This is a genomic window from Endozoicomonas sp. 2B-B (assembly GCF_053470045.1).
Window position 1 is genome coordinate 5,242,066 of record NZ_JBLZMU010000001.1, and the last position, 22,735, is coordinate 5,264,800.

Annotated in this window: 21 protein-coding genes; 8 read left to right on the forward strand and 13 right to left on the reverse strand. The window is 46.1% G+C overall.

The genetic code is table 11. The features are described from left to right. Window positions 1-133 precede the first annotated feature (133 nt). The 3 genes from ACOMHB_RS19515 to ACOMHB_RS19525 form a co-directional block, all read right to left on the reverse strand. Complete coding sequence (locus ACOMHB_RS19515) at window positions 134-1,420, reverse strand: WD40 repeat domain-containing protein (RefSeq protein ID WP_448217871.1); 1,287 nt, start codon at window positions 1,418-1,420, stop codon at window positions 134-136. 124 nt (window positions 1,421-1,544) lie between these two features. Continuing rightward, window positions 1,545-2,819 (reverse strand): WD40 repeat domain-containing protein, encoded by a 1,275-nt coding sequence (locus ACOMHB_RS19520; RefSeq protein ID WP_448217872.1) that lies wholly within the window; start codon window positions 2,817-2,819, stop codon window positions 1,545-1,547. Window positions 2,820-3,177: 358 nt separating this feature from the next. Beyond that, on the reverse strand, window positions 3,178-4,500 hold the full coding sequence (locus ACOMHB_RS19525; protein WP_448217873.1) for a WD40 repeat domain-containing protein: 1,323 nt from the start codon (window positions 4,498-4,500) through the stop codon (window positions 3,178-3,180). A gap of 275 nt (window positions 4,501-4,775) precedes the next feature. On the opposite strand from ACOMHB_RS19525, the gene ACOMHB_RS19530 reads away from it, so the two are divergent. The 3 genes from ACOMHB_RS19530 to ACOMHB_RS19540 all read left to right on the forward strand — a co-directional run bounded on the left by ACOMHB_RS19530 (window position 4,776) and on the right by ACOMHB_RS19540 (window position 7,792). Next, the gene (locus ACOMHB_RS19530; RefSeq protein WP_448217874.1) at window positions 4,776-5,639 is read left to right on the forward strand and encodes a hypothetical protein; all 864 of its coding nucleotides are present in this window, start codon (window positions 4,776-4,778) and stop codon (window positions 5,637-5,639) included. A 164-nt stretch (window positions 5,640-5,803) separates the two neighbouring features. After that, the gene (locus tag ACOMHB_RS19535; RefSeq protein WP_448217875.1) at window positions 5,804-6,334 is read left to right on the forward strand and encodes a general stress protein; all 531 of its coding nucleotides are present in this window, start codon (window positions 5,804-5,806) and stop codon (window positions 6,332-6,334) included. 285 nt (window positions 6,335-6,619) lie between these two features. Further along, the gene (locus ACOMHB_RS19540; protein ID WP_422134758.1) at window positions 6,620-7,792 is read left to right on the forward strand and encodes an alpha-hydroxy acid oxidase; all 1,173 of its coding nucleotides are present in this window, start codon (window positions 6,620-6,622) and stop codon (window positions 7,790-7,792) included. A 49-nt stretch (window positions 7,793-7,841) separates the two neighbouring features. On the opposite strand, the gene ACOMHB_RS19545 is transcribed toward ACOMHB_RS19540, so the two are convergent. The 9 genes from ACOMHB_RS19545 to ACOMHB_RS19585 all read right to left on the reverse strand — a co-directional run bounded on the left by ACOMHB_RS19545 (window position 7,842) and on the right by ACOMHB_RS19585 (window position 15,875). After that, window positions 7,842-8,819: a hypothetical protein gene (locus tag ACOMHB_RS19545; RefSeq protein WP_448217876.1), complete on the reverse strand. Its 978-nt coding sequence runs from the start codon at window positions 8,817-8,819 to the stop codon at window positions 7,842-7,844. A 511-nt stretch (window positions 8,820-9,330) separates the two neighbouring features. Continuing rightward, on the reverse strand, window positions 9,331-9,498 hold the full coding sequence (locus ACOMHB_RS19550) for a phospholipase A (RefSeq protein WP_422137131.1): 168 nt from the start codon (window positions 9,496-9,498) through the stop codon (window positions 9,331-9,333). Window positions 9,499-9,588: 90 nt separating this feature from the next. Further along, window positions 9,589-10,512, reverse strand: a complete 924-nt coding sequence (locus ACOMHB_RS19555) for a hypothetical protein (RefSeq protein ID WP_448217877.1) — start codon at window positions 10,510-10,512, stop codon at window positions 9,589-9,591. 319 nt (window positions 10,513-10,831) lie between these two features. After that, complete coding sequence (locus tag ACOMHB_RS19560; RefSeq protein WP_448217878.1) at window positions 10,832-11,755, reverse strand: hypothetical protein; 924 nt, start codon at window positions 11,753-11,755, stop codon at window positions 10,832-10,834. A gap of 672 nt (window positions 11,756-12,427) precedes the next feature. Further along, window positions 12,428-12,550: a phospholipase A gene (locus tag ACOMHB_RS19565; protein ID WP_448217879.1), complete on the reverse strand. Its 123-nt coding sequence runs from the start codon at window positions 12,548-12,550 to the stop codon at window positions 12,428-12,430. Further along, a complete protein-coding gene (locus ACOMHB_RS19570; protein ID WP_448217880.1) occupies window positions 12,547-13,431 on the reverse strand; it encodes a hypothetical protein in 885 nt (294 codons plus the stop codon). Before ACOMHB_RS19570 ends, ACOMHB_RS19565 begins: the two co-directional genes overlap by 4 nt. Window positions 13,432-13,778: 347 nt before the next feature. Beyond that, complete coding sequence (locus ACOMHB_RS19575) at window positions 13,779-14,837, reverse strand: phospholipase A (RefSeq protein ID WP_422134763.1); 1,059 nt, start codon at window positions 14,835-14,837, stop codon at window positions 13,779-13,781. 124 nt (window positions 14,838-14,961) lie between these two features. Beyond that, a complete protein-coding gene (locus ACOMHB_RS19580; protein WP_422476129.1) occupies window positions 14,962-15,315 on the reverse strand; it encodes a hypothetical protein in 354 nt (117 codons plus the stop codon). A 134-nt stretch (window positions 15,316-15,449) separates the two neighbouring features. Then, a complete protein-coding gene (locus ACOMHB_RS19585) occupies window positions 15,450-15,875 on the reverse strand; it encodes a YybH family protein (protein WP_422413226.1) in 426 nt (141 codons plus the stop codon). A gap of 167 nt (window positions 15,876-16,042) precedes the next feature. Between ACOMHB_RS19585 and ACOMHB_RS19590 the strand changes: the two genes are divergently transcribed. From ACOMHB_RS19590 to ACOMHB_RS19610, 5 genes are all read left to right on the forward strand, one after another. Further along, window positions 16,043-17,404 carry a DUF6829 domain-containing protein gene (locus ACOMHB_RS19590; protein ID WP_422134766.1) on the forward strand — a complete coding sequence of 454 codons (1,362 nt, stop codon included), beginning with the start codon at window positions 16,043-16,045 and terminating at the stop codon, window positions 17,402-17,404. 54 nt (window positions 17,405-17,458) lie between these two features. Further along, window positions 17,459-18,124: a metallophosphoesterase gene (locus ACOMHB_RS19595; protein WP_448217881.1), complete on the forward strand. Its 666-nt coding sequence runs from the start codon at window positions 17,459-17,461 to the stop codon at window positions 18,122-18,124. An 81-nt stretch (window positions 18,125-18,205) separates the two neighbouring features. Beyond that, entirely contained in the window at window positions 18,206-18,712 is a 507-nt protein-coding gene (locus tag ACOMHB_RS19600) for an 8-oxo-dGTP diphosphatase (protein WP_448217882.1), read from the forward strand. A gap of 8 nt (window positions 18,713-18,720) precedes the next feature. Continuing rightward, window positions 18,721-19,482, forward strand: a complete 762-nt coding sequence (locus tag ACOMHB_RS19605) for a sulfite exporter TauE/SafE family protein (RefSeq protein ID WP_422138645.1) — start codon at window positions 18,721-18,723, stop codon at window positions 19,480-19,482. Between the two features lie 617 nt (window positions 19,483-20,099). Continuing rightward, window positions 20,100-21,494 carry a hypothetical protein gene (locus tag ACOMHB_RS19610; RefSeq protein ID WP_448217883.1) on the forward strand — a complete coding sequence of 465 codons (1,395 nt, stop codon included), beginning with the start codon at window positions 20,100-20,102 and terminating at the stop codon, window positions 21,492-21,494. A gap of 116 nt (window positions 21,495-21,610) precedes the next feature. Here ACOMHB_RS19610 and ACOMHB_RS19615 read toward each other — a convergent pair whose 3' ends face one another. After that, window positions 21,611-22,732, reverse strand: a complete 1,122-nt coding sequence (locus ACOMHB_RS19615; RefSeq protein WP_448217884.1) for a tetratricopeptide repeat protein — start codon at window positions 22,730-22,732, stop codon at window positions 21,611-21,613. Between the last annotated feature and the right edge of the window lie 3 nt (window positions 22,733-22,735).

Here is a 22,735-nt window from a genome sequence, read left to right on the forward strand (position 1 = left end):
AAACTGGCTGTATGATAGTGCTTCGAGGGAGTATCCATATTTTATTCCGGAGCCAGTGCAGTCGGCTCCGTGGCAAAAAACTCTATAGCCAATATGTGTGATCTCTATGAGAACGAGAAGTTGTCCAAAAACATCATTGCAATATCATCCCCTGAAGAACCGTTGTTAATAATGTGACTAGCGAAAGGGCTATGTATGTCGAAGAGCTATGTAATTCTGTGCCGTTTTCTATGCTGACTTTTATCCAGGTTTCCTTAACAGCTTCTGTTGTCGGTGCTCTTACACCATCGACCCGATACATCATGATCTTTCCATCATACCCCCCGGTGACCAGCCATTTGCCATCGCGGCTGTACACAACCGTCGGTGACCTGCCGGAGGGCAGGGTGTGCAGGTGAGAGAACGGACTGATTCCCTCAAAAACACTGACCTCGCCATTGCCATCGCCATCGCCATTTTTGTGGCCAACTACCAGCCGGGTGCCACTTGGGTTATAGGCAAGGCTCGATACCTGGCCTGATACGGATAGAGTGTACAGGGTGTTGTTCGGGTTCATCCCGTTATAAAACCTGACCTGTCCTAACACATCCCCGGATGTCAGCAGGGTGCCGTTGGGATTGTAGGCTACAACCGACATCCGGCAGCACGAATCCAACAGGGTTTTCAGAAGATTGTACGGACTGGTCCCGCGATAAGTTCTTACCTTTTGGAAACTTTCAGCCACTGCCAACTGACTGTTGATGGGGTTGAAGTCAAGATCTTCTATACGACTACGACTTGGTAGTTGGGACAGGGTTTTCACGTAGGTGAACAGATTGGTTTCGTTCTTAAGATAAAGCCTGATATTTGTATCATCTCCCCCGGCTGCCAGCAGGGTGCCGTTCGGGTTAATGGCAACGGTTCGTAGATCTTTTGGCACTTCGGACAGGGTTTGCTGGTGGCTGAACGGGCTCATCCCTCCAAAAATATTGACCGTGTCATCATCCCCCCCGGTTATCAGCTGAGTGCCGTCGGAGCTGAAAGTAACGCTTCTTATCCATTTTGTTGCGTGATGGGTATGCACGAGTCTCGGGTATCCTGAGGCACTCACATTAAAGATTTGCAGGGCTCCTGAAATCGCAAACTTTCTCCCATAACCAATGAAATCGCCAGAACCTATTCCCACAGCTATGAGCGTATTGTTTTTATTCCATGAAATACTCAAAGCCCTGTGAGGAGGACAATGTGTTGGCGCAGGAGCAGTGGGCGTTGAAGCGGGTATTTCCGGTAGCTGGTTCGGATCTACTTCAATTTCATAGAATAATTGAGGAGGGATTTCTGTTGGCTGCATTGAGCTTGTCGTTTGAGTCTGCGCTTCTAAGCCGCTTACTGTCAGTGAGATTATCAGGCTTGCAGTCGTCAGGCCCTTCTCAATATTCATTACCTTCCTCCAGCTTTATATCAACACTTCGGACAATGTCCAAGACCGGTATGGTCATGAGAGAAAACAGCGAAAATAGAGAGACAAGATTTCTCCGGAGTCGGAGAGAAGTTGTCCAAAAAAATCATTGCAATACCATTCCCTGAAGAACCGTTGTTAATAATGTGACTAGTGAAAGGGTTGTGAATGTCGAAGAGCTATGTACTTCTGTGCCGTTTTTTATGCTGGCTTTTATCCAGGCTTCCGTAACAGCTTCTGTTGTCGGTGCTCTTACACCATCGACCCGATACATCATGATCTTTCCATCATACCCCCCGGTGACCAGCCATTTGCCATCGCGGCTGTACACAACCGTCGGTGACCTGCCGGAGGGCAGGGTGTACAGGTGGGAGAACGGACTGATTCCCTCGAAAACACTGACCTCGCCATTGCCATCGTCATTGTTCTGCCCAACTACCAGCCGGGTACCACTTGGGTTATAGGCAAGGCTCAATACCTCGCCTGATACGGATAGAGTGTACAGGGTGTTGTTCGGGTTCATCCCGTTATAAAACCTGACCTGTCCTACCATATTCCCGGAGGTCAGCAGGGTGCCGTTGGGATTGTAGGCAACAGCCAACATCTGGCAGCACGGATCCAACAGGGTTTTCAGAAGATTGTACGGACTGGTCCCGCGATAAGTTCTTACAATTCGGTGACGTTCAGCCGCTGCCAGCTGGCTGTTGATGGGGTTGAAGTCAAGATCTTCTATACCACTTGGTGCGTGGGACAGGGTTTTCACGTAGGTGAACAGATTGGTTTCGTTCTTAAGATAAAGCCTGATATTTGTATCATATCCCCCGGCTGCCAGCAGGGTGCCGTTCGGGTTAATGGCAACGGTTTGTACATCGCCTGGCGCTTCGGACAGGGTTTGCTGGTGGCTGAACGGGCTCATCCCTCCAAAAATATTGACCGTGTCATCATCTCCCCCGGTTATCAGCTGAGTGCCGTCGGGGCTGAAAGTAACGCTTCCTATCCAGTTTGTTGCGTGATGGGTATGCACGAGTCTCGGGTATCCTGAGGCACTCACATTAAAGATTTGCAGGGCTCCTGAAATCGGACACTTTCTCGCCTCGTCATAGATATCCCCAGAACCTATTCCCACAGCTATGAGCGTACTGTTTTTATTCCATGAAATACTCAAAGCCCTGTGAGGGGGACAATGTGTTGGCGCAGGAGCAGTGGGCGTTGAAGTGGGTATTTCCGGTAGCTGGTTAGGATCTACTTCAATTTCATAGAATAATTGAGGTGGTATTTCTGTTGGCTGAATCGAACCTGACGTTCGAGCCTGTGCCTGTAGACAGCTTACTGCCTGTGAGATAATCAGGCTTGCAGCAGTCAGCCTCTTCACAATGTTCATCAGCCTTACACCTTGTATCTGAGCATTAATATCCTAGCTTGTTGTTCACCCGGTGTTGGAAAAAGAGTATCCGAACTTGAGCTTCTTGATCATAAAAAGATTGAGCGTTGTATTAATGCAGACGTTCGTACTCAATCAGAAGTCCATACCTGCCTTGGCTGCACATTCTGGAGAAAGATCGTTAGGTCTGCTAATCAGACGGTCATTAAGCAGCTTTTGAAAAAAGGGTAAGCTGAATATCAATAAGCTTTCTATCAATACTTCGGATAATGTCCAAGACCGGTATGGTCATGAGAGAAAACAGCGAAAATAGAGAAACAAGACTTCTCCGGAGTCGGAGAGAAGTTGTCCAAAAACATCATTGCAATATCATCCCCTGAAGAACCGTTGTTAATAATGTGACTAGCGAAAGGGCTATGTATGTCGAAGAGCTATGTACTGCTGTGCCGTTTTCTATGCTGACTTTTATCCAGGTTTCCTTAACAGCTTCTGTTGTATTGGCCTCTGTCGTAGTGATTTTTGTTGTACTGGCTTGTGTTGTAGGTGCTCTTACACCATCGACCCGATACATCATGATCTTTCCATCATACCCCCCGGTGACCAGCCATTTGCCATCGCGGCTGTACACAACCGTCGGTGACCTGCCGGAGGGCAGGGTGTACAGGTGAGAGAACGGACTGATTCCCTCAAAAACACTGACCTCGCCATTGCCATCGCCATTTTTGTGGCCAACTACCAGCCGGGTGCCACTTGGGTTATAGGCAAGGCTCAATACCCGTTTCCGGCCTGATACGGGTAGAGTGTACAGGGTGTTGTTCGGGTTCATCCCGTTATAAAACCTGACCTGTCCTACCGTATCCCCGGATGTCAGCAGGGTGCCGTTGGGATTGTAGGCAACAGCCAACATCCCGCAGCACGAATCCGACAGGGTTTTCAGAAGATTGTACGGACTGGTCCCGCGATAAGTTCTTACAATTTGGTGACGTTGAGCCGCTGCCAGCTGGCTGTTGATGGGGTTGAAGTCAAGATCTGCTACACTACTAACCCGTGATGCTTGGGACAGGGTTTTCACGTAGGTGAACTGATTGGTTTCGTTTTTAAGATAAAGCATGATCTTTGTGTTATATCCCCCGGCTGCCAGCAGGGTGCCGTTCGGGTTAATGGCAACGGTTCGTAAATCTCTTAGCGCTTCGGACAGGGTTTGCTGGTGGCTGAACGGGCTTATCCCTCCAAAAATATTGACCTTGTTATCATCCCCCCCGGCTATCAGCTGAGTGCCGTCGGGGCTGAAAGTAACGCTTTTTATCCAGTAGTTTTTTGCGTGATGGGTACGCACGAGTCTCGGGTATCCTGGGGCACTCACATTAAAGATTTGCAGGGCTCCTGAAAGCCGACACTTTCTCGTATCGTCATATTTATCCCCAGAACCTATTCCCACAGCTATGAGCGTACTGTTTTTATTCCATGAAATACTCAAAGCTCTGTGAGGGGGACAATGTGTTGGCGCATGAGCAGTGGGTATTTCCGGTAGCTGGTTCGGATCTACTTCAAATTCATAGAATAATTGAGGTGGTATTTCTGTTGGCTGAATCGAACCTGACGTTCGAGCCTGTGCCTGTAGACAGCTTACTGCCTGTGAGATAATCAGGCTTGCAGCAGTCAGCCTCTTCACAATGTTCATCAGCCTTACACCTTGTATCTGAGCATTAATATCCTAGCTTGTTGTTCACCCGGTGTTGGAAAAAGAGTATCCGAACTTGAGCTTCTTGATCATAAAAAGATTGAGCGTTGTATTAATGCAGACGTTCGTACTCAATCAGAAGTCCATACCTGCCTTGGCTGCACATTCTGGAGAAAGATCGTTAGGTCTGCTAACCAGATGGTCATTAAGTAGCTTTTGAAAAAAGGGTAAGCTGAATACCAATAACAGCATTCAAGGATAGAAAGGAGTTGCCAATGAACTCATGTATGACCACCAAATCACCGGACACTGCAACAGGCAGTACACTGCAATTTGCTCTCAACGCATTTTCAGAGGGCAAAAAGCAAGTCAAAAGCTGGCTGTGTGATGGTGCTTCGAGGGCAGTATCCATATTTTATTCCGGAGCCAGTGCAGTCGGCTCCATGGCGGAAAACTCTATAGCCAATATGCGTGATCTCTATGAGAACGGCATGTTCTTTGAGTGGGACTGGGATGAAACGGATATTGGTGACAGGCAGGCATCCGTTGCTGACGCCACCTGCTATATCAAAGAGCCGTCCAGCAAAGAGCCCCCTTTAAGAGAGCAGCCCTTAAAAGAGCGACCTGCGAAAGCGCCATCACGTATTCCTCGTCCAGTAGGCCAGGTAAAGAAAAACCCAGACCATGCCTTTATGACGGCTCTTGCCAAGCCTCACCCGATCCCTCTCAATACTCCGGGAGCAGAAGTCGCTGAGCGTTACCAAAAAAACATCCGCACGGTAGTTTTCGGTGATAAAAATGAACGCAAGCCCAAGGCACAACAGAAAGCCCTCTCTGCAGATTTTCTGGCCAGACAAAACGCACTGGTCGAAGCCAGAAAAAAATATGAGGATAACCTGAAAGCTCCTGTAGCCCGGGATAAAAGCGGCAAGGTTAACCCTGAAACAATCAAACGGCTGGCACAACCCAAACACACCCGGACAAAGGGTGAGAAAAAAGCCATTCGTGACTTTACTCAACAAGAGTTTGCCAACCACGCTTTTCCAAAACTGTATCTGAGACAGGACTTTGAAAAGAACCGCCCGCTGGAAGGCCAGAACAGGCAGAAAACCAGGGTTAGAACCACCACCGCGAAATAATTGAGAACACTCCTTTTTGCCAGGACTTGCTCCTGGCTTTTTTTTGCAAATAAACGATACTGGAAGTCTAAATTCGACTGTTATTGGACATTTGACCACTATTTGACGGATACCGAGAATCAACTATTTTTCCTAGAGTGCTAACTTCCATCTGGAGCACTACGATGAAGACACCAAACACCTGCGTTGCTACCTACAAAACCCATAATGCGGCCGATGATGCGGTTAAAAGCTTGCAAAAAGCTGGCTTTGAGATGAAGAAAATTTCAGTGGTTGGTAATGACTACCATACCGAAGAACACGTAGTAGGTTACTACAACACCGGGGACCGGATGAAAGCCTGGGGCAAGATCGGTGCCTTCTGGGGTGGTCTGTGGGGTATTTTGTTTGGTGCTGCGTTTTTTGTGATTCCTGGCATTGGGCCCATGGTGATCGCAGGACCGCTGGTATCAGCCATTGCCGGCGGGCTTGAAGGTGCGGTTATTGCCGGCGGACTTTCAGCTCTTGGGGCTGGTCTGGCCAGTATGGGGATTCCTAAAAACAGCGTTGTCCGCTACGAGAAATCTCTGTCTGCCGGTAACTTTCTGCTGCTGTATAACGGCACAGAGGAAGAGGTTGCGACGGCCGCCGCGTTACTGTTGGAAAAGACTGACCATGACGGTGTCGAAACCCATAATGAAGCTGACGCCGGATAATACCAGGTTCTCCCTAAACATGAACTGCGCAACCATTTTGAACAGCTGGATCTTCACTGGGATTCCTTGCAACAGCTCTGCCGTTAGTCATCATCCCGCCTTGTCCAACTGTCCAAAATAGCTTGTTCGACATCATAAGAAGAACTGACCAGCAGCTATGCAAAACCGGTGTGCATTTTTTCGGTCTGTTGTTGATCTGCTCCAAATCGGTGCTATACCTAAAACGCCAAGTATTTTTCATGATCCAACTACAGACTGTCACCGACGACAGGCCAGTGGAAAACCATGCGCCTGAAACACTGCCACAACACCAGAGACTTCCGGGAACTCGCCCGAAGACGGTTGCCCTCCCCCATTTTTCATTACATTGACGGCGCTGCGGATGATGAGACCACACGGCGAAGAAATACCGAGGCCTATTCCAACTGTGACCTGGTACCCAATGTTTTGAGAGGTGCAGAGCATGTTGATCTCTCTACCCGGGTTATGGGGCTGGATCTGGACATCCCTCTCTTCTTATCGCCCACCGCACTGCAGTGTCTCTTTCATCATGAAGGTGAGATGGCTGTAGGAAAAGCAGCAGAACAGTTTGGCACGCTTTTTGGCCTTTCTTCTCTGGGCACCACCAGCATCGAAGAGATTGCCTCAACCATTAAAACCCCGAAGCTGTTCCAGCTTTACGTACATAAGGATAAGGGGCTGACCCGCAACATGATAGACCGATGCAAGGCAGCCAACTTCGATGCCATGGCATTAACGGTGGATACAGCTGTGGGAGGCAACAGGGAAAGGGATCTTGTCACCGGTTTTACCATCCCCCCCAAACTGACATTGAAGAGTCTGCTGAGTTTTACCTGTCATCCGGCCTGGGGTCTGAATTACTTGTCCCATGGTGGCTTTGAGCTGCCTCAGCTTCAGGACTATGTTGGCGAAGGCACCAGCATTACCCTTTCGATCGGTAGCTACATCAATACCATGCTGGATCAAAGTATGGACTGGCAGGCAGCTGAAGAGATTGTCCGCTACTGGGAAAAGCCATTGGTATTGAAAGGTATCATGTCGGTTGAAGATGCACGCAGAGCCGTAGATATTGGCGCTGCAGCCATCATGATTTCCAACCATGGTGGCCGACAGCTGGATGGCTCACGCTCTCCCTTTGACCAGCTGGCAGAAATCGTAGATGCCGTTGGAGATCGAATTGATGTGATATGCGACGGTGGAATACAGAGGGGAACACACGTTCTTAAAGCTCTGTCAATGGGCGCCAGAGCCTGTTCAGGTGGCCGCCTGTATCTTTATGCTTTGGCGGCGGCCGGAAGAGCTGGCGTTGAAAAGGCTCTGGGTAATCTGTGCAGCGAAATGGAGCGGGATATGAAACTGATGGGTTGTAAAAGCATTTCAGAGTTGAACCGGAGTAATCTCCGGTTCCGACCAGAATTCGCCTATCATTCCCGGTGACTTGAGTGAGTGTCTTAACGATTTAACGATCTTTTATAGCGTCAGAATATCAATGTTGCTTTTCTTTATTAAGCATTTTGGCCAACCCTGTGCGCATTGATATTTTTTTTCCCGGAATGGTTCTAAGCATAATGGATAACCGTTCGGCATCAAATTTGTGAGTGTAGCTTCTTCCCGTAGACACAATATAAACATTCTCTTTACTGGTACCCGTCATTATAAATACAGCCCTGAAGCCCATAGTGGGAAATACTTCATTTTTATTAACGACTCTGGACAGACTTACAAAATCAGAAGCTGTTTCCTCTAACATTTTTCTTTCGGCAAAGTCTACCCCATGAAGGGTTAACGCGTAATTTGAATCCTGATAGCCTGCCAGACACACTTTGGAATGTTTAAGAATCCATTCAAATGAAAGCATTTTTTTGTAATCATCGAATGTTGAGCCTTCATCATTGCTTTGAGTTGTACTTTCGGCATTAAGTATTAAGTGTTGAGCATCAGGAGGTTGGCAAATATCGTTCGACGTAAGGCATTCCAGAGTAGCTGCTTTGTGACTGAAAGAATAAACATAGACAGACTCAATATCAGCAGCTTTTATTAGTTCCTGACGAACAGTATACTCGTCATTGAACAATTCAATCATATGGTCTTTTATTGCGCCAAAGATTTGATTGACCTTCTCCAGTTCATCATCAGAAAGAGCATCCGTGTTTATACTCCCTCTGCTTAAAGAGAATAATCTGGATTCATAGTCTTCGGGCAGAGTTTTCCCATCTAACTCCATCAGCTCGTTGATGATCCTTTTTTCCAGGCCGGAAATTCGAAACTGTGTTTCTATGCCTGTCCCTCTATTGACTGGTTGAGACAATTCCAAACCTGTTTCAACAGATTGATGCGTTTCCAATACTCTTTCAACAGATTGTTGCAGTTCCAACCCTGTTTCAGTCTGGGTATCTGGAACATCTTTTGAAAAAAAACCAAAAAGATATGCCGCTCCTGCTAATGCAACAGCTTTTAATAACATCTGCCTAACCTTCTTTTTTGAACGTCTACTTAAAGCGAGTAAGTACCTAACCAGTTGGTTTCGCATATTCTGGACGGCGGCTTTTTCCACCCTTCTGCGTTCCAACTCTGGTTGAGTAGCTATGGCTACGCGCCCGTCGTTGCGCCTTGAAGGATGAAAAAATCCACTCGCCAGAATATGCGAAACCAACTGGCCAGGTACTTATTTCATTAATTGATAGCTCTGGGAGCCTGACCGATTAGAACCCGGTTACTGCCTCTCACTGGGAAAGACCTTCTTCCCACTGGTTTGAGATAAAAACTTTCACCGATATTTTTGATCCCAAAACCGAAATTAAGCTTACTGAACTCTCTGGTTACTATTGCTTTTTGGGTGGATGGCTTTGATTCTGCACAGGAATATATGAAGTGTGGTGATACTGACAAAAGATAAACCCCGATAATATTAAAGCGTCACACGTTATTGGCGATTGACGCTTTGGAGTGTAGCTGAATCTTTGTAAAAGGCAATATTATGGCCAATCGGTCAGCATCACACCCATGCTGTTTCGGTTCAGACTGAAATTGTAATCAATCAGGCTTTCATCATAGCCATTAGAGTATTGGACATAGACGCGGAAACGGTCATTAAGAGGGAAGGACCAGCCCAGTGGTAACTGGGCCTTTGTTATCAGAAAAATGAAGGTTACTGCTAAGCATCGTAAAAAATTTAGTGTTTAAAGAGTTTATAGCCAAAATGAAGCTCGCCATGTCCGATAAACTTTTCAATATCAAGATTGATTTTTTTTATGAAGCCTTTTTCCGATTCCTGTAAACTTTGATATTTGTTTTCCCGGAATGGTTTTGAGTAACTCTGATAACTGTTCGGCATTGTGCCTGCCAGTGTACCTTCTGCCACTACTTAGAATATAAAGGTCCTTTTTATCAGGATCAGTCATTACAAATAAAGCCCTATATCCCAAAGCGGGGAATTCTGGTTCTTCATCGATGATACTGGCGAGCGATATAAGACCAGAAATTCTTTCTTGTATTAACTGTTTTTTGCTGAAGTTTACCCCATCAATGAGGTTCATGTAAGACGTACTATAGTAGTTGTAAATCAAACGTTCGTCTATGGTTTTTTTCATAATCAAATCAAATGCAAACATGTTTTTATAATTAGCCAGAACTGAGTTTTTATAACCCAATTGAGTTATATCTTTAAATCTATGCTCTGTGTATTTGGCACTATCAGGCTGGCAAATATCGTTCCATGTGAGACATTCCAGAGTGGTAGCACTGTGGCTAATAGAGTAAATATAGACAGCCTCAATATCAGCAGATTTTATTAGTTCCAGATCAATTTCATCGCTGTGCCGGTATAGCCCAATGACATGGTTTTTGATTGTGCTAAAAACTTCATTTAACTCACCTAACTCAGCATCAGAGAGACTAGCAGTATCCAGATCGCCCTTACTTAAAGTGAACAATCTGGTCTCATAGTCTTCAGGCAAAGTTCTCCCGCCTAAATTTTTCAGTCCTTTGATGATTGTTTTTTCCAAGTTGGAATTTCGATATAGTGACTGTATGCCCGTACCATTATTTACAGGTTGATAAACTTGCTCTTCTGTTTCAGTCTGAATATCTGGAATATCCTCTGAAAAATAATCTAGAGCAAAGTAAACTGCTAATCCTGCGAGTATTTGTGCTTTCATGTCAACACCTCCATTTTATACATTTATTCTGAGCGTTCGCATTTCAGAAAGTCATGGCTTCAGATAGTTAACTATCCAGGGATAAATTCTGAAAGAGTCTCAATTCTGCAGTCAGCTCCGTTTAAAAACGACCTTCTTCCTCCGGTTTGAGATAATCTGAAGCCTCCCATAGTACTTTAGACATCAGAACCTCAATTAAATTCCCCTGAGCACCCTAATTATTATTTCTTTGCAGTTATTTGATTTGCTTTAGCGCAGTGTGTGTCTGGAATGGCAATAGCCTAAATGGAGCTCACCATGTCCCATAAACCTTTCAATATCAGGGTTGTTTTTTTGTATGAAGCTTTTTGGCCAGCCCTGTGAGCATGGATATTTGTTTTCCTGGAATGGTTTTAAGCATATTTGATAACTTTTCAGCACCAAATTTGTGAGTATAGCTTCTTCCAGCAGTTTGAATATAAAGATCTTTTTTAGCTGGATCAGTCATTATAAATACGGCCCTGAAACCCGCAGTGGGGAATGCCTTATTTTTTTCAACGACTCTGGACGCCTCTATAAAACCAAGACATGCTTCATGCAATGATTTTTTTTGGGTAAAATCCGCCCCAGAAAGATAATACCCGGGATCTGTTTCCCGATAGCCTTTCAGACTCGCTTTAGATTGTTCAAGAATCCATTCGGATAAAAACATGTTCTTATAATTATCAAAAATCGAATCTTCGTTATTGCTTTGAGCTGTGGGCTTACCTTTAAACGTTATGTGTTGGGTATTTGCAGGTTGACAAAGATCGTTTGATGTAAGGCATTCTAGAGTAGCGGCTTTGTGACTAAAAGAGTAAATATAGACAGCCTCAATGCCATCAGCTCGAGCTTCTTCCAGATTAAAAGTATCCTTGCCTTTAAAGAGCTCAATCATGTGACTTTTTATTGCGTTAAAAATTTGATTCACCTTATCCAGCTCATCTTCAGAGAGAGCATTAGTGTCTATACCCCCTCTACTTAAAGTGAATAGTCTGGACTCATAGTCTTCAGGAAAAGTCATTCCATCTAAATCCATCAGCTCGCTGATGATCTTTTTTTCTATTCCGGAGGCTCGATAGAGTGTTTCTACACCAGTCCCTCCATTTACAGGCTGATGCACTTCCAAGCCTGTTTCAGTCTTTTTGGCGCGTTTATCGGGTGCATTTCCTGAATTACAATAATGATATGCTATTGCTGCTGCTATAAGAATATTTACCGCCATGTTTTCCAGTCTCCTCTATTGTCTGCCTGCTTGAAGGTTGGGTTTCATTAAGTCATAAGTACCTAACCAGTTGGTTTCGCATATTCTGGACGGCGGCTTTTTCCACCCTTCTGCGTTCCAACTCTGGTTGCGTAGCTGTGGCTACGCGCCCGTCGTTGCGCCTTGAAGGATGAAAAAATCCACTCGCCAGAATATGCGAAACCAACTGGCCAGGTACTTAACTTCAGGAGCCTTAACGAGCATAGTGTTCCTTCTGACGCTGATCAGGAATGTCCTACTTCCAATGGTTTGAGATGAACCGTTTTCAGTGATACTTTTTTCAGTGATACTTCTGCCCCTGAAACCAGAACCAGGTTCACTGAACTCTCTGGTTATTATTTCTTTATAAATCGATGGTTCTGCTCCCACACGGGGACATAGAAAGAATGGCAATACTATCAAGAGGTGAACCCCACTTACTGAAGCGTCCCATGCTATTGGTGATTGACGCTCCAGTATAGTCGAGTCCTCGTGAAACGCACTTTATAGTCTGTCGGTCAACATCACCCCCATACTGATCCGGTTTACACTGCCGTTGTAATCAATCAGGTTCTCTTCATGGTCATAAAGGTAATGGCAAAAACCCCTGAAATAGTCATTAGGAGGGAAGGAGCAGACCCGTTGCACCGCTCCTTAGTTATCAGAAAAACAAAGGTTGTTTCTGAGCATCATGGAATTCTGGTATTCATCCAGCTTATAGCCAAAATAAAGTTCACCCTGTCCCATGAACTTTTCAATATCAGGGTTATTTTTCAATTAAGCTTTTTGGCCAACCCTGTGAGCATTGATATTTGTCTTCCTGGAATGGTTTTAAGCATATTTGATAGCTGTTCGGCATCAATTTTGTGAGTGTAGCTTCTTCCAGTCGTTTGAATAAAAAATTCTTTTTTAGCAGGATCAGACATTACAAATAGAGCTCTGAAACCCATAGTGGGGAATGTTTCATTTTTTTCAATGATTCTGGATGCCGTTAGAAAATCAGAATTATTTTCATATAATATTTTTTTTTGGGCAAAGTCGACATCAAGAAGGAAGTCTCCGGGACTTGATTCCCGATATTTTTCTCCCCCTTTGGAATTCTCAAGAATCCATTCTGCTGAAAACATTTTTTTATAATCATCCAATATTGTGTCTTGATTATTACTTTGAGTTATCAGCTGGGTTTTAGCGGGTTGACAAATATCGTTCAATGTAAGACATTCCGGAGTCGCAGCTTTGTGACTAAAAGAATAAATATAAACAGCCTCAATATCAGCAACTTGTACCCGTTCCAGATCAAAAGTACCACGGCCTTTGAACAACTCAATCATATGGCCTTTTATGGCGTCAAAGATCTGATTTACCTTATCCAGTTCACCATCATTAAGTGCATTCGTTTTTATATTTCCCCTACTTAAACTGAACAATCTGGATTCATAGTCTTCAGGCAAAGTTTTACCCTCTAAATCCATCAGCTCTTTTATGATCGTTTTTTCCAAATCAGAATTTCGGTAAAGTGTTTCTACACCTGCCTCATTATTTACAGACTGAAGCACTTCCAAAACTGTTTCATTCGTTTTCGTCTGATTGTCTGAAACATATCCTGAAAGAAAATGATAAAGATATGTCACTGCTACAGCTATGATAATATTTGCCATCTTGCCCAGTCTCCTTTTTTTGTCCGCCTGCTCAGAGCTGACGTTTCATCAGGTCATAGCTCAAAAGCCCGACCTATAACAGCGCCGTTAGTCACTCTAATCAGGAACAATCATATTTCATTGTTTTGTGATACAGCGTTTTCAGTAATACTTTGAACCAAAAACCGAAATTAAGTTCACTGAACTCTCTGGTTATTGTTTCTTTGCCGACGGATGGTTTTGCGCCCACACGGAGATACACAAGGAATGGCGATACTATCAAGAGATGAACCCCACTGATACTGAAAGCGTCCCATGCTATTGATCATTGACGCTTCAGTATAGTCGAGTTGTTGTAAGAAGCACTGTCACAACCAGTCGGTCAACATCACACCCATACTGATCCGATTCACACTGGCATTGTAATCAATCAGGCTCTCTCCATAGCCATTAAAGTATTGGAAATAACCCCGGAAACGGTCATTAAGAGGGAAGGACCAACCCAGTTGCACCGCGCCTTTGTTATCAGAAAAACGAAGGTTGTTTCTGAGCATCATGGAAATCTGGTGTTCGTCCAGTTTATAGCCAAAATGAAGCTCACCATGCCCCATGAACTTTTCAATATCCGGGTTATCATCCCCCTCGGTATCGTTCGGGTTATTGGGATCTTTTTCAGGTTCCGGAATTCGATACCAGGGCTTGAAGCTCATGTAAAAATCACCCTTTTCCAGCAGGAAATTCAGGTAGGCCCGATTCCAGCTTCGGGATAGATTGCCCGACCGGCCATTAGACTGGTGAGACAGGCCGACCACTACAGCCCTCAAGTCCATACCCAATACCGAATAATCGACCGGGAATATTGCAAAGACCTCCGGTTCATGATTCGTTTCCCGAAAGGGTGCCGAGTTGCTGTTGTAGGCCTGCCACCAGGAAGTGTTGGTATAGGCGACATAAACATTACCGTAACCATTCCACAGACCTTCCCAGACAGGCGCTTTCAGACTCAGCTGAAACTTGATTTCAGTTGACGACAATTCCTCACCTACTTCATTGTACGGTGCCTTGTTAACATTGCTGTTCCAGGAAACCGGAAGCACATAATTGGGCCGATGGGGAGTAATCACGAAACGATTATCAAATGCCTGACGTTCCCCTCTGACTCGCTCATCAAAAGCGCTTTTCTCTCCCTCCCGGGCCATATCGGAATCACCTGCAACGACTGACAGAGCATCTTCTTCGGAGGGTTTGCTGCAAACGGCCCTGATCTCCGCCATTGTGATCTGGTCATCGGCTTCCATAGCCTGTTTCAGGAGGCATTGTTCATAGAAGCTTGATGAAAAAGCCAAAGCGGGCAACAGACTCAGGACTGTAACTGCAACCCACAAAGGTCCTTGTTTGAATGAGACAGGCGTCGCATTGTTATCCATGGTTGAAACTCTTTTTCTTCCTAATGAGTACAATGAGCCGAGATGTCGGTGCGCGACTGGGCTCATCACAGGGCAATCTGAAGCTTTACTGCATGAGCGAACATAAATCCCTGACTCTGCAATCTCAACCCTTTTCCGCTAGTGTTGTGTCAAGACATTCATTTTTTTTCATATCGTAGTCAGGCCAGGGAGCCAGAACCGCCATCAGACTGATAATGCCGATGACCACAAGATAGTATGCAGGTCCCAAGTGCCCGAAAAACAGCCCTTCCAACGGTCTGGTTAAATACCTTGCAGCAAGGGCAGCAAAACTTCCCAGCAGGGACGTCAGCTGATCCGAGGCAGGAAAAAAATGCCCGGCGATATAACTGGCCATCAGGGCATAGATCAGGAAACCATAAAGCTCCAGCATAGCAACCATGGAGACAGCCAGAGCCAGTTTGTACTGTTCACTGGGTGCAGTAATGCAACGCCGCATAAGTCACTCTAATGTTGGTCAGGGAAAAGCCCACTGTCCCAGACAGGAAGGTTAAAAAGAGCAGTGACTCAAGGTTAGACCATTGTGCCCCCCCGGGGCTGGTACAAGAAAAACCACCTGCTATTGGAGAATCATCAGCTGGCGGGAAAATCGGCTGAGGCCTGGCCAATGGGAGAAGAGTGGATATGTGCTATTTTCCATGCTCCCTGGTACTGTCTCAAAACGTGTGTCGCCCGCAGAAACTGTAGTTCTACCACCGCCCACTCAACATCCCTGAGCCGGGTTTCCAACTGCCAGGTACTGCTGCAGGAAATCTGGTCTGGTCCCTCCCAGGCAGACTCAATTCGGTATTTAACAGACAGGATTTCGAACTGGTTGAAGAGGGTTTCATACCAAAACTTCAAGGCATCATGACCGTTAATCTGGGCTCCCTCTGAGCTCCAGAACAGCAGCTCTTCTTCTGGTGCATAATGATCCAGCATGCCAACACTGTCCTGCTGAATATAGTTTTCAGCCTGCAGATCAAACAATGATCGGATGGTCTCTCTGGAGTCCGCCATGCTGTCCCCTCCTGAATAGTGCCCTGTTCCTGAAATATTCATATAAAACTGCAGGTAGAGTCAACGCAGGTTTCTTGACGGAATTTTCATAAGCGGATTCAAAAACCCTGAAGCAAACTCCAAGCCTGTTGCTATGCTTAGGCATCTCACCCACTACCCTTTCAGTTATGAAAACATTATTAAAGCCTCTTTTTATTTTAATGCTGATTCTGCCTGGCTGGCAGGCTCAGGCCAGTGAAGCCGTCAACCTGATCAGAGAATACATCAGCGTCACCTATGGTAAGGATCTGAATATTACCAGCAGCCAGATAGAGCAGCTAAGCTGGGTCATGGACAATCCCAATGTCACCCCTGAAATGTCGGCGGACCAGCTACCCTCCAATATACATTCGGAAGTCCCTCGTGCCCTGTCGCGCCTTTATTCACTGCAGTTGCTGAGATCCGGTACACAAAAGGACTACGATGCATTTATCCTGCCTCAGAAAGATCTGGATAAGCCGGTCTTGAGTCTTGAACACTTCAACCAGCTATCAGCGCTCATTCGTGGACTGGACGAGGAGTCCTACGAAACACTGGCTGCGGCAGCGATCATCAGCGCCGTTACCCTGTCACCGACCGCGAGGGAGCGGGCCTCTGCAGTCCTTGGTACCAAACTCCCCGAAGACAGTACCCGTTTCCTTTCGGTCACGGCGAAAAAAGCCACCAGTATCTACCCGCTGGCTAAAGAAGTTGCCAGTAAATACCACTCCGATGGCCGTAAATTCACCATTGTGTTCCTGCCGGAAAGTCATCTGCGCCATATGATGTACGACGAAGGTTCATTGAATATGTACAGCACTCTGAAAGAGGGCTTTCGCAGTGGCACACTGAAGCCCGGGGACCTGAACCTCTGGTATGCCTACTGGGTAGATAATATTGCCGGCTTCAGAGGTCACATCAGTGCCAAAGGCTCTCTTTACCTGACAGAGAACACTTACCGGGCAATGAACCAGATCAAAGAAGAACTGGACAAGCTGCAGAAAGATCCCGGTTTTAATCCCATTCCTTCCTACCTGACAGCGCGAGCCTGGTGGTTGAACCTGTCAAACAATAGCGGGCTATCGACTCAGGAAATCGAGGCTCTTGGTGCTCTGGCTGCAATGATGAGACTCTTTACTCCGGAAGAAGGTAAGCAGTTGCTGAAAGCTTTCAACAAGTTGCCCGAAGAAAAAAAGAAACTCTGGGTCGATCATATCCAGTCTCAGCTTAAGACCACCGATTACGCTACACCGACTTATGTACCTGCGCTAATGGCTAACGCTATGATTCTCAGCAATCTGGCCGAAACAGTAGAGAAGGTGTTGCCTTTTTACCTTAATGCCCTGGATACCGCTGCCGAGGCAAGAAAAAACGGCGAACTGCCCAAGAGTACACCACTGTCGTTCAGGGTTTTGGCCAATGACAAACAGGTGAAGGTTATACTCAGGTCAGCACCCATCGGGATACAGATTGATCCAAAATCGGGTCTGGCAACACTCAAAGGAACTTAACACGACCCGTGTCTACTTCTAACTCCAGAAGCAATGGACTGCAAAGGAGCTATCATGTTTCTTCAAACCTTTGGACCCAACTTATCAGGAAGAGATTTCGCAATCGGCGACCTACACGGCATGTACGACTTGCTCTTCGAAACTCTGGAGCGTGTGGATTTTGATTTTAAGGTAGATCGTTGTTTCAGTGTTGGAGACCTGATTGACCGGGGTCCTGATTCGCCCGGTTGCCTCTCCCTGATCCATGAACCCTGGTTTCACCCTGTCTGCGGCAATCACGAAGATACCCTGAGGACCATTGCCCGAAACCCTGAGTCATCAGCTATTCTGGCAGACTGGGTCCTCAACGGCGGTCGCTGGCATCTTAAAGTTTCTGCAAAAAAAATGGGGGAGTATGCCGACTGGATTGATACTTTGCCCTACCTGATACTCGTTGAGCATTCTAATGGCAACAAACTGGCGATCTGTCACGCAGAATACCCATTGAAGCAATGGAATCCGCGCAATATAGAGACCGATCCGGAACTGACCCGGCAATTGATGTGGTCGAGAACAAAAGTACAAACCGGAAACACAGACTGGGTTGAAGGTGTTGATCATATCATCTGTGGCCACACCATTGTCGAAGATCCTACAACCCTCGGTAATACCCACTTTATTGACACCGGGGCTTTCAGGTCCAACACTCTGACACTGCTGCCACTGTCGCAACTTAAATAAAGAGAAAAAATTAACCCGCCATCTTTTTCAGCTCTGCTTTATACTTGGGACTTTGAGATATCGACAAAGCAAAAGCCTGACATGCAGCCCATAACCGCCAGAACACTGTCCGACATCGACTGGGAAAGCTGGAAAGCGCAGGATCCTGCTACCCTGACGTTTATCGTTAAAAGTGACCATATTCTTTTAATTCGTAAAAAGCGCGGACTGGGAGCCGGTAAAATCAATGGGCCCGGCGGCAGGCTTGAAGAGGGTGAAACCACACTGGAGTGCGCAGTGCGTGAAGTTCAGGAAGAACTTAAAATCACCCCGCTGAATATGACCTTCCATGGCGAATGCCTGTTCCAGTTTGTCGATGGCTACTCCATTCATGTCTACGCCTTTTCCGCTTCTGACTACGATGGTATTCCCGAAGAAACCGACGAGGCGATTCCCCTGTGGTTCCATATCAAAGATATTCCTTATGATGAAATGTGGGAGGATGACCGCTACTGGTTACCGCTGTTGCTTAAGAAAAAGAGTTTTATCGGTCGCTACCTGTTCAACAAGGATAAAATGCTGGATTACGAAATCGAACTTCTCACCTGACTTTTCCCATGTTTTCAGCACCGCTGTCGTCCATACCAGAGCTGCCCTTCTTTATAACGGCTATCCCGGCGGTCGTTATTACGGGGCTGGGCAAGGGAGGCATGGGCAATGCTCTGGGCATGATTGCCGTGCCACTTATGTCGTTATCCATGCCTCCCGTTCAGGCTGCCGCAATCCTCCTGCCCCTGCTGTTAGCTATGGACGGATTCGCCGTCTGGGGATGGCGGAAGCACGTGGACTGGACTGTGTTCAAGATCATTATTTTTCCTGGCCTGTTCGGCCTGTTGCTGGGCCTGATGGTGTTTGCATCCCTCAGTGAACAGGCTGTCAAAGGCATGATCGGTATCATTGCCATTTTGTTTTGCCTGAAGCAATGGTTCGGTCACTACTTTCACTCACCCCGCAAGCCGGGAACACTGTCCGGTATCTTCTGGTCAACCGTCAGTGGTTTCACCAGTTTCGGCATTCACTCCGGGGGACCTCCCCTGAGTGTTTACATGCTGCCGTTGAAGCTTAAAAAGGAATTTCTGGCAGGCACCATGGCGATCTTTTTTGGTTCTCTCAACCTGGTCAAATGTCCTGCCTATGCTGCCCTTGGCGAGTTCACCCCAGATAACCTGCTACTGTCTTCTTTGTTGCTACCTGTTTGCCCTCTGGGTGTCTGGCTTGGAATGAAGATGGTTAAAACCATCTCTACTGATTTTTTTTACAAGGTTTTATACATCTGCCTTTTTCTAACAGGGCTGAAGCTTCTAACCGGCTTGTTCTAATAAAAAATTGCAGAAACCAAAAGTTTGTTGACTAGCAGCCTGTCGGACTTAAGCGTCCGTAGCGAGGATTGCAAGAAATTGAGGATAAAAATCTCTGTTTCTGAGGAGAATAGCGAGCTATTTGACGAAGAAACAGAGATTTTTAGACCAATTTATTGCAACCGCAGTAGGACAGTCTTAAGTCCGACAGGCTGCTAGAATAAACGAGCCCATTGCTTGGTCAGTTTATTGGTTTACTGCCGAGGTAATTTAAATCAGATATTGGAATATTAATGCAGGTATCCAGCTGACCAAAGTTCAGGAACAACACCAGGACAGCATTGAAGCTTTTCAGTTGAATAACATTCAAGGTTTATCAAGTGTCCAAAAAAGAATTGTTGCTCTCAGAACCTTCTAACCATTCAAGCAGTTACTCGTTTCTCCTCGTTCCCACGCTTTGCGTTGGAATGCATACGGGGAGCTGGTCACACTCCGATGCAGCAGCGTGGGAGCGAGTTGAAATGGTACGGAGATTAACGCTTGGCTGCACTAATCGTTAACGAAAGTCTCACTCACTTAATCCACCTGAGTTTTCAGCCGATACAGCATTATAAGGTGAATACAAAGATGATAAACCAATGGATCAAAAGCCAATGGGTCGTATGGAGGGGTGCAAGCATACTTACAGAATGACTCTGGATCAAGGCGAGAGTCGTATTGCTGCGGTTAGCAGGGCTGCTAAAGCACTAATATTTGGATATCGGGTCAGTTCGGTGGACAATTCCCGGCGATATACTCCATCGCCTGAAGCCCCTGGTTCTACCTTGGAGGGGAAAAGTGTTTTGGCAAGGGATGTGGTAGCCACGGCCCCTTCACCGGTTTTAAGTAAGCGTGCCCCGGTTCACTTTTCCCGGGCTATTTTATCTGCTTTTTCTTCTGAGACGGAGACGGATAAGCATCAAGCAGCGTATCTCACAGAATGTGTTAGTTATAATTCCAAATCGGGTGAGATTGTTCCGAAAACGTCATGGATTGGCCGACTGTTCAGGCCAAAGCATAAAGAGCCAACGCGTGTTGAGGTCAATGATAGTTTCAAAGCTGCACTTCAGAATGCTTTTCCTGACGCTGACGTCAATAAGGTATTTGATGCTTTTTTTTCTCAGGGGTATGACCCCGCAACGCACAAAATAACCGAAAAAGAGGCTCTGTTGCTATTAAATGCGTTGAAGCTGCCTCCACAGAAAGATTCTGCACAAGAGCCTGAAAATGATGCTGTTGATTATACGAGTGATGCATTGGTGTTTCAATTCGATAAAGCATCGAATTCGATTATGTTGGTAAATGATCTGCGTTCCTATCTAATAGGAAGAAACGGGTTGAACGCTTCTAACACTGCTTATCAGACTGACTTTGATGTTCAGTTCGGTCAGGATCATACTGCTTTGCGCCAGAAGATATCCCATAGCTTCTTTAAAAAAGCCGTAAAAGACTGGATTGAAGGTATGGGAGGTGATTCTGACAATGCCGGTCTTATTTTCAGAGCAGCCCGGGAGCTTGCGTTGGGGATTAAAGGAAAACCCGAGTCATTCAAGGGTGAAGACGGGATTAAAATGGTAAAGCTAATGGGGAGTTCACCTGTACTCAACCTGTCTCAGGCAGGAATGCAGCAATTTTTTCCAGGTGGTAAAAACTTTTCTGAATTACTCGAGCTGGTGGCAAAAAAGATTCAGTACAGCAATGTATCTTTACCTGCTCTTACTCCCGAGCAAGAACGCCAGTTTGTAGCAAACTGTCGGGGTGCCGTGAGAGAGAAAGTCAATAAATCCATCTGGGACTCAAGAGAAAAACTGGAGAAGTTCAAAAAAGAAGGAAGACAGATTACAACTAATTTGATCTCGGATGCCGCTATTGGTTCTTTGTTGTTCACGAATGAACTCAGAAAAATTGCCGTCAATGAATATATCAAGCTGGTGTCAAATGCCTATTCTGAAACTCTGTATAATAAACTGAAAAACCGCCACAGTGATGGCTAAACACGATCTTCTCGTTCCCATGCTCTGCGAGGGAATGCATACGGGGAGCTGGTCACACTCCAATGCAGCAGCATGGGAGCAAGTTGAAATGGTACGGATATTAACGCTTAGCTGCACTAATCGTTAACGAAAGTCTTATTATCAATCGCAGCCAGCAAAGCTCTTGCTCTTTTCCCATCCTCCCTGGCATTCATGCGATCAGACAGAGCCAGTGATTTCAGGACTTCCGCTCTCGCCGTGTCCCAATTTTCCAGACGATGATGAACTTTTGCCGCCATGTAGTGAGTTAGCATCCGGGTACGTGGACTCTCAGCCCCAGCAAGGGCTTCAAGTTTTTTTACAGATTCAATAACAATCAGAGCACTGTCGTAGTCACCTTCAAGGTAATCAATTCTTGCCAACCTCAAGTGTGTACGGACGATTTCGTAATGATTTTTCAGATGATGATAGAGGGCAAGAGATCTCACCAATGCTATTCTGGCACGACCCAGATCAGGTTTATTCGAATCACTGAGAAACGCACCCAGATTATAAAGCGTCGTAGCCTTAAGGTACGGGTCAACGGGCTGGTGTTTCTCTATCACTTCCATGCCTTTTTTGGTATAGTCAAGCGCCGCCTCGTCCCGACCCTGAGCCCTGGCCACCCCGGACAAATGAGCCAGGCTGGCAATGTATCCATCCCACTCTTCGTGCTCCTGAGCATAGTTGCTGGCTTCCTCAGCCACTTTGCGAGACTGGTCATAATCACCCTGATAGAAGTAAATGGAAGCCACCGCCAGAGCAATTCGAACCCGGTCCTGAAAACGCGAGTGCATAGCCGCTTCCTGCATCCCCTGGGGGCCCAATTGGATATAGGTCTGCCAACAGCCTTGCTCCTTCATTTCGTAGCCATTGCGCAACAGCCAGTCGACCAATTGTCCTGACTTGCTCTCAGGTGGTTGAAATTTTTGACAAACAGCAGGGTCTTCATCAGACACCTGCCCGCTGACTGAGGGTGTCGCAAAACTCCAACAACTTGTTCCCACGCTCTGCGCGGGAATGCACACCCCTTCCTGAAAACCGGACTCTTCAGCGTGAGCCAAGGTATGGTTTCCTACGCTGAAGCATGGGAACCAGAGTTTTGCGACACCCTCAATCGCTGCAGGAGCAAAGAGAACAGCGCACAAAAGCACAAAGCGTTTTACTTTATATTTGTGATAATAAGGTTTTGAAACAGTCAGAAAAAACGGCTTTGGCATAAA

Coding starts and splice junctions, on each gene's coding strand:
- ACOMHB_RS19615 (WP_448217884.1), bottom strand. CDS start 22,732: ATGCCAAAGCCGTTTTTTCTGACTGTTTCAAAACCTTATTATCACAAA.
- ACOMHB_RS19515 (WP_448217871.1), bottom strand. CDS start 1,420: ATGAATATTGAGAAGGGCCTGACGACTGCAAGCCTGATAATCTCACTG.
- ACOMHB_RS19545 (WP_448217876.1), bottom strand. CDS start 8,819: ATGTTATTAAAAGCTGTTGCATTAGCAGGAGCGGCATATCTTTTTGGT.
- ACOMHB_RS19610 (WP_448217883.1), top strand. CDS start 20,100: ATGGATCAAAAGCCAATGGGTCGTATGGAGGGGTGCAAGCATACTTAC.
- ACOMHB_RS19570 (WP_448217880.1), bottom strand. CDS start 13,431: ATGGCAAATATTATCATAGCTGTAGCAGTGACATATCTTTATCATTTT.
- ACOMHB_RS19600 (WP_448217882.1), top strand. CDS start 18,206: ATGCAGCCCATAACCGCCAGAACACTGTCCGACATCGACTGGGAAAGC.
- ACOMHB_RS19555 (WP_448217877.1), bottom strand. CDS start 10,512: ATGAAAGCACAAATACTCGCAGGATTAGCAGTTTACTTTGCTCTAGAT.
- ACOMHB_RS19535 (WP_448217875.1), top strand. CDS start 5,804: ATGAAGACACCAAACACCTGCGTTGCTACCTACAAAACCCATAATGCG.
- ACOMHB_RS19540 (WP_422134758.1), top strand. CDS start 6,620: ATGCGCCTGAAACACTGCCACAACACCAGAGACTTCCGGGAACTCGCC.
- ACOMHB_RS19585 (WP_422413226.1), bottom strand. CDS start 15,875: ATGGCGGACTCCAGAGAGACCATCCGATCATTGTTTGATCTGCAGGCT.
- ACOMHB_RS19580 (WP_422476129.1), bottom strand. CDS start 15,315: ATGCGGCGTTGCATTACTGCACCCAGTGAACAGTACAAACTGGCTCTG.
- ACOMHB_RS19520 (WP_448217872.1), bottom strand. CDS start 2,819: ATGAACATTGTGAAGAGGCTGACTGCTGCAAGCCTGATTATCTCACAG.
- ACOMHB_RS19525 (WP_448217873.1), bottom strand. CDS start 4,500: ATGAACATTGTGAAGAGGCTGACTGCTGCAAGCCTGATTATCTCACAG.
- ACOMHB_RS19575 (WP_422134763.1), bottom strand. CDS start 14,837: ATGGATAACAATGCGACGCCTGTCTCATTCAAACAAGGACCTTTGTGG.
- ACOMHB_RS19595 (WP_448217881.1), top strand. CDS start 17,459: ATGTTTCTTCAAACCTTTGGACCCAACTTATCAGGAAGAGATTTCGCA.
- ACOMHB_RS19590 (WP_422134766.1), top strand. CDS start 16,043: ATGAAAACATTATTAAAGCCTCTTTTTATTTTAATGCTGATTCTGCCT.
- ACOMHB_RS19605 (WP_422138645.1), top strand. CDS start 18,721: ATGTTTTCAGCACCGCTGTCGTCCATACCAGAGCTGCCCTTCTTTATA.
- ACOMHB_RS19560 (WP_448217878.1), bottom strand. CDS start 11,755: ATGGCGGTAAATATTCTTATAGCAGCAGCAATAGCATATCATTATTGT.
- ACOMHB_RS19530 (WP_448217874.1), top strand. CDS start 4,776: ATGAACTCATGTATGACCACCAAATCACCGGACACTGCAACAGGCAGT.